Genomic DNA, 4,321 nt, shown 5'->3' on the forward strand with positions numbered 1-4,321 from the left:
GGGGGGGCGGGGCGGGGGCTCTGGGGGCGCGGGGGGGGGGCCCGGCGGGGGGGGCCCCGGGGCGGGGGGCCGCCCCGGCCTGCCTCACGTGCCCGCGAGCGGCATCGCGGCGCCCACCAGCGCCCCGCGCTTCGCGGCCCGCTCCAGGGCCTCGCGGAGCAGGTCCTCGCGTGGCTGTTGGCCGATCACCCCGGCCGGGGCGGCGTAGACGAAGACGGTGTTGGACCGGTTCACCGCGGCCCGCCAGCCCTCGGTCACGTGCAGCGGCTGGTGCGCCTGCCACCAGGCGGTGGAGGCGCTGCCGTCGGCGCCCGGGGAGAGGATCGCGTGCAGTTGGCCCATGGCGAGTAGGACCGACCAGCCCGCGTTCGCGTCCGGCCGCTGCTCCAGGTTGGTCACCGGGCGGAAGCCCTGCTCGGTCAGGAGGGGCAGGAAGTCGTCGCCCGGGCTGTCGGAGCCGGGGCGCACGATGGGCCCGGTCGGCTCGACGACCAGCGCCGGGTGCACGTCACCGCCGAGCAGGATCAGGCCGCTGGTCACGCCGAGCACCGCCTGGCGGGGATCGCTCTTGGCGATGGTGTCGGCGTCCTGGCCCGCGGTGATCGACCGCACGGCGCCCTGGAGCTGCTCTTCGGAGACCGTGACCACCTGCGAGGGGATGCAGGAGGCGTGGGCGAAGGCGAGGACGGCGGTCTCCTCACCGACGAAGAGCACCGTGCTGGTGGGCTCCTGCGCGGCGTCACCCGGGGTGCGGCAGGAGGTGCAGTCGTAGTTTCCCGGGGTGTTGTCGCCGACGAGTAGCCGTTCGGCCTCGTCGTCGCCGATCTCGGCGCGTACGTCGTCGCTGACGTCGAGCATGCGCGGCACGGGTGGCTCCTCGAATTTGTCTTCCCTGCGCCGGGTGGGTTCCCCGGCTCGTAAAGAGCTCAACGGGAGACGGCGGCGCGGGTCACGCCCGGCGACGGGGTGGAAACGCGTCGTAGCGGGGCGTGGGTGGCGGCGCAGTGAAAGCGCTTGCTGGGCCGGTGGGGCCGGTCGCGCCGCTGGCCGGAGCGGCGCCGGGCCGGCCGGTCGGGTCCTGGCGGCCGGCGCGGCCCCGGCCGGAATCCGCCCTCGGGGCCGGCGTGGATCGTCGGAGAGCCCCCGCTCGGCGGCCGGTGGCCCGCGCCGCCGGGGCCGGGATCAGGCCAGGGGTCGGCAGGTCGGGGCGGGCTGACGGGGGTGGCGCCGGCGGCCCGTACGGGGGCGGAAGGTCGTCCCGTACGGCCGCTGGGCAGGCCCCGGTGGGGCGCGGCGGATGTCCGGCGGGCGGCGCTCACCAGCCATGATGGTGTCCGACGGGCGAAAGTTCCCCAGGGTGGCTACCGATTTCACATCGCTTGGAGAACAAGATGGTGTGGGCGGCCAACCCGGCAACCGTTTTCCCCGTCTTACCTTGAGCTAGGCGGACGAGGGACCGTCCGCGGCGAACCGCCAGATGTCGGAATTACGGGGCCGGATGCATATTTCATTCCTGATTCACAACGCGTACGGGATCGGTGGGACGATCCGCACCACGTACAACACCGCCCGCACGCTGGCGGAACACCACGACGTGGAGATCGTCTCCGTCTTCCGCCACCGTGAAGAGCCGGTCTTCGACCCGGGCTCCAAGGTGACGTTGCGACACCTGGTCGACATCCGCAAGGGCAGCCCGCACTACGAGGGCGACGACCCGCGGTACACCAAGCCCGCGCGCGTGTTCCCCCGGTCCGAAGGCCGCTACAAGCAGTACAGCGAGCTGACCGACCTGCGCATCGCCGACCACCTGGCCGCTCTGGAGACCGACGTGGTGGTCGGCACCCGGCCCGGCCTCAACTGCCACATCGCGCGCGAGGCGCGGCGCGGCGTCGTGCGGGTCGGTCAGGAACACCTCACGCTCAGCACGCACTCCAAGTCGCTGAAGGCGACGCTGCGCGGCCTCTACCCGCGGCTGGACGCGGTGACCACGGTGACCGAGGCCGACGCCCGGACCTACCGCCGCCAGATGCGACTGCCCGGTGTCCGCGTGGAAGCCGTGCCCAACAGCGTGCCCGAGCCGCCGCTCGCCCCGGCCGACGGCACCGGCAAGTGGGTGGTGGCGGCCGGCCGGCTGGCCCCGGTCAAGCGGTATGACCTGCTGATCAAGGCGTTCGCGAAGGTGACCGAGCAGCGGCCGGACTGGCGGCTGCGGATCTACGGCGGCGGCGCCGAGCGCGACAAGCTGCGCGGTCTGATCGACCGCCTCGGCCTCTACAACCACGTCTACCTGATGGGCCCGGCCAACCCGCTCGACCCCGAGTGGGCCAAGGGCTCCATCGCCGCCGTCACCTCAAGCCTCGAATCCTTCGGCATGACCATCGTGGAGGCCATGCGCTGCGGCCTGCCGGTGGTCTCCACCGACTGCCCGCACGGTCCCGGCGAGATCATCGACGACGGCGTGGACGGCCGGCTGGTGCCGCCCGGTGACGTGAACGCCATCGCCGCTGCCCTGCTCGACCTGATCAACGACGACGACCTGCGGCAGCGCATGGGCCGCGCCGCACTCGCCAACTCCGCCCGCTTCGACCCCTCCCAGGTCGCCGGGCGGTACGAGGCGCTCTTCAGTGACCTGCTGTCGCGCGGGGGACTGCGCGGCTCGCTCCACCGCACGCGAGGCGCCCTGCTCAGTGGCGTGTACGCGACCAAGGACGCCGGGCGGCTGGCGTTCAGAAAGGCACGTGCCGCATGACGACCACCTCAGCAGAACTGCCCACGCCCGCCTCCAGACCCTCGCCGGAGACGAACGCGCCGCTGCGCGCGGACAGCGTCGCCGACTCCGCCGGCGGGCTCACCTTCGACATCGTCGACCCACCGGCACCGGACGCCGGCGGGGAGGCCGCCCTGGTGCTGCGGCTGCGCGGGGACGAGCACGGGGCCGAGGAGGTGCGCCTTCCGCTGTCGCCGGCTGGCGAGCGGCGGCTGCGCGCGGTGCTGCCCAGCACCGTCGCCCTGCCCGAGGGGCGCTGGGACGTGTACGTGGCGTGCGGTGAGGCACCGGCCCGCCGGCTGGCGCCCGGGCTGCACGACCTGCGTTCGCTGGTGGACCGCCGCCCGGGCCCCAGCCTGTCGCCGCTGGCCGTCCGCATCCCGTACACCACCAAGCACGGCAACCTCTCGCTGCGCAGTTGGCTGCGGGCGCCGCACGCGGAGGCCGGGGACCTGCGCGTCGCGGACGGCACGTTGAGCGCCGAGGCCCGGCTCTACCGGCTGGAGCGGCCGGCGCAGTGGCTGGCCGGCGCGGTGGTGCGGGCCCGGCTGCGCCGCGACCCGTCGGTGGTGCACACGGTGCCGGTCACGGTGGACGACGCGGACTTCCGCTTCACGCTCGGGTACGCCGACCTGGCCGCGCACTGGGAGGGCGGGCAGGACATCTGGGACCTGTGGCTGTCCCGTACGACTGACGCACCGGCAACCGGCGACGCCGTAGCGGAGACGGACGGGGCGGAGCCCGCGGCAGGGCCCGGAGCGGCGGCCACCGCGCAGCACGCCGTGCGCATCGCGCGCATCCTGGACGACGTGGTGGACAAGAAGCCCGTCTTCGCCTACCCGGCGCTGACCCTCACCACGGACCGCGGATCGGTGCGCGCCGCCCCGTACTACACGGCCGACAACGACCTGTCGGTGCGCATCGAGGGGGCGTAGCACCGCCGACCGGGACCGGGTTGCGGCATGAACTGCGCCCACCGGGGCAACCGATGGCCCTGGAGGTGTGAAGCATGGTTCCTGTCCTACTCGTTCTGTTGCTGGCGCTGCTGCTGTTCGGCGCCGGCTTCGCGATCAAGGTCCTGTGGTGGATCGCCATCGCCGTGCTGGTCGTCTGGCTGCTCGGCTTCCTGTTGCGCTCCACGACGGCCAGTGGGCGCCGCTCACGCTGGTACCGGTGGTGAGCGCGGCGGCCCGGGCGCCCGGCGGCGCCCGGCAGGGCGGCGCACGCCGCGCCGCCCCCGGCCCACTGCCGGCGCCGCGCGGTCCGGACACCTAGCGACCCCGCCGGGCGCAGGCGGTGAGCCGTCCCCGTAGCGGCGGTGACCGCGACCGGCGACGGCCCCTGCGACGGACTCCGCCGACGCCGGTTCTCCGGCAGCGCAGACCGCGCCGGTCCGTGCCCCGGGACCGTCCCGAACAGGGCCGGACCACCAACCGGTTCATCCCACGCCAGCCCGCCCCGGCCCCACCCCCCCCGCGGGGGGGGGGGGCGGCGGGGGCCGCGGGGGGGCCCCCCCCCCCCGCGGGCGCGGCCCGGCCCCGCGCCCCCCCCCCC

Annotated in this window: 4 protein-coding genes; 3 read left to right on the forward strand and 1 reads right to left on the reverse strand. The window is 74.7% G+C overall.

Annotated elements, in window-relative coordinates; translation table 11 throughout:
• Positions 1–84: 84 nt before the first annotated feature.
• Positions 85–867 carry a DUF8842 C-terminal domain-containing protein gene (locus tag AAHZ94_RS29310; RefSeq protein WP_349996688.1) on the reverse strand — a complete coding sequence of 261 codons (783 nt, stop codon included), beginning with the start codon at positions 865–867 and terminating at the stop codon, positions 85–87.
• A gap of 631 nt (positions 868–1,498) precedes the next feature.
• On the opposite strand from AAHZ94_RS29310, the gene AAHZ94_RS29315 reads away from it, so the two are divergent.
• The 3 genes from AAHZ94_RS29315 to AAHZ94_RS29325 all read left to right on the forward strand — a co-directional run bounded on the left by AAHZ94_RS29315 (position 1,499) and on the right by AAHZ94_RS29325 (position 3,947).
• Positions 1,499–2,749, forward strand: a complete 1,251-nt coding sequence (locus AAHZ94_RS29315; protein ID WP_349996689.1) for a glycosyltransferase family 4 protein — start codon at positions 1,499–1,501, stop codon at positions 2,747–2,749.
• Positions 2,746–3,702 carry a hypothetical protein gene (locus AAHZ94_RS29320; protein WP_349996690.1) on the forward strand — a complete coding sequence of 319 codons (957 nt, stop codon included), beginning with the start codon at positions 2,746–2,748 and terminating at the stop codon, positions 3,700–3,702. Before AAHZ94_RS29315 ends, AAHZ94_RS29320 begins: the two co-directional genes overlap by 4 nt.
• A gap of 74 nt (positions 3,703–3,776) precedes the next feature.
• A complete protein-coding gene (locus AAHZ94_RS29325; protein WP_349996692.1) occupies positions 3,777–3,947 on the forward strand; it encodes a hydrophobic protein in 171 nt (56 codons plus the stop codon).
• The last annotated feature ends 374 nt before the right edge of the window (positions 3,948–4,321 follow it).

Origin of the sequence: Streptomyces sp. HSW2009 (genome assembly GCF_040240285.1) — a bacterium.
Classification (GTDB): Bacteria; Actinomycetota; Actinomycetes; order Streptomycetales; family Streptomycetaceae; genus Streptomyces.

Coding starts and splice junctions, on each gene's coding strand:
- AAHZ94_RS29315 (WP_349996689.1), top strand. CDS start 1,499: ATGCATATTTCATTCCTGATTCACAACGCGTACGGGATCGGTGGGACG.
- AAHZ94_RS29325 (WP_349996692.1), top strand. CDS start 3,777: ATGGTTCCTGTCCTACTCGTTCTGTTGCTGGCGCTGCTGCTGTTCGGC.
- AAHZ94_RS29320 (WP_349996690.1), top strand. CDS start 2,746: ATGACGACCACCTCAGCAGAACTGCCCACGCCCGCCTCCAGACCCTCG.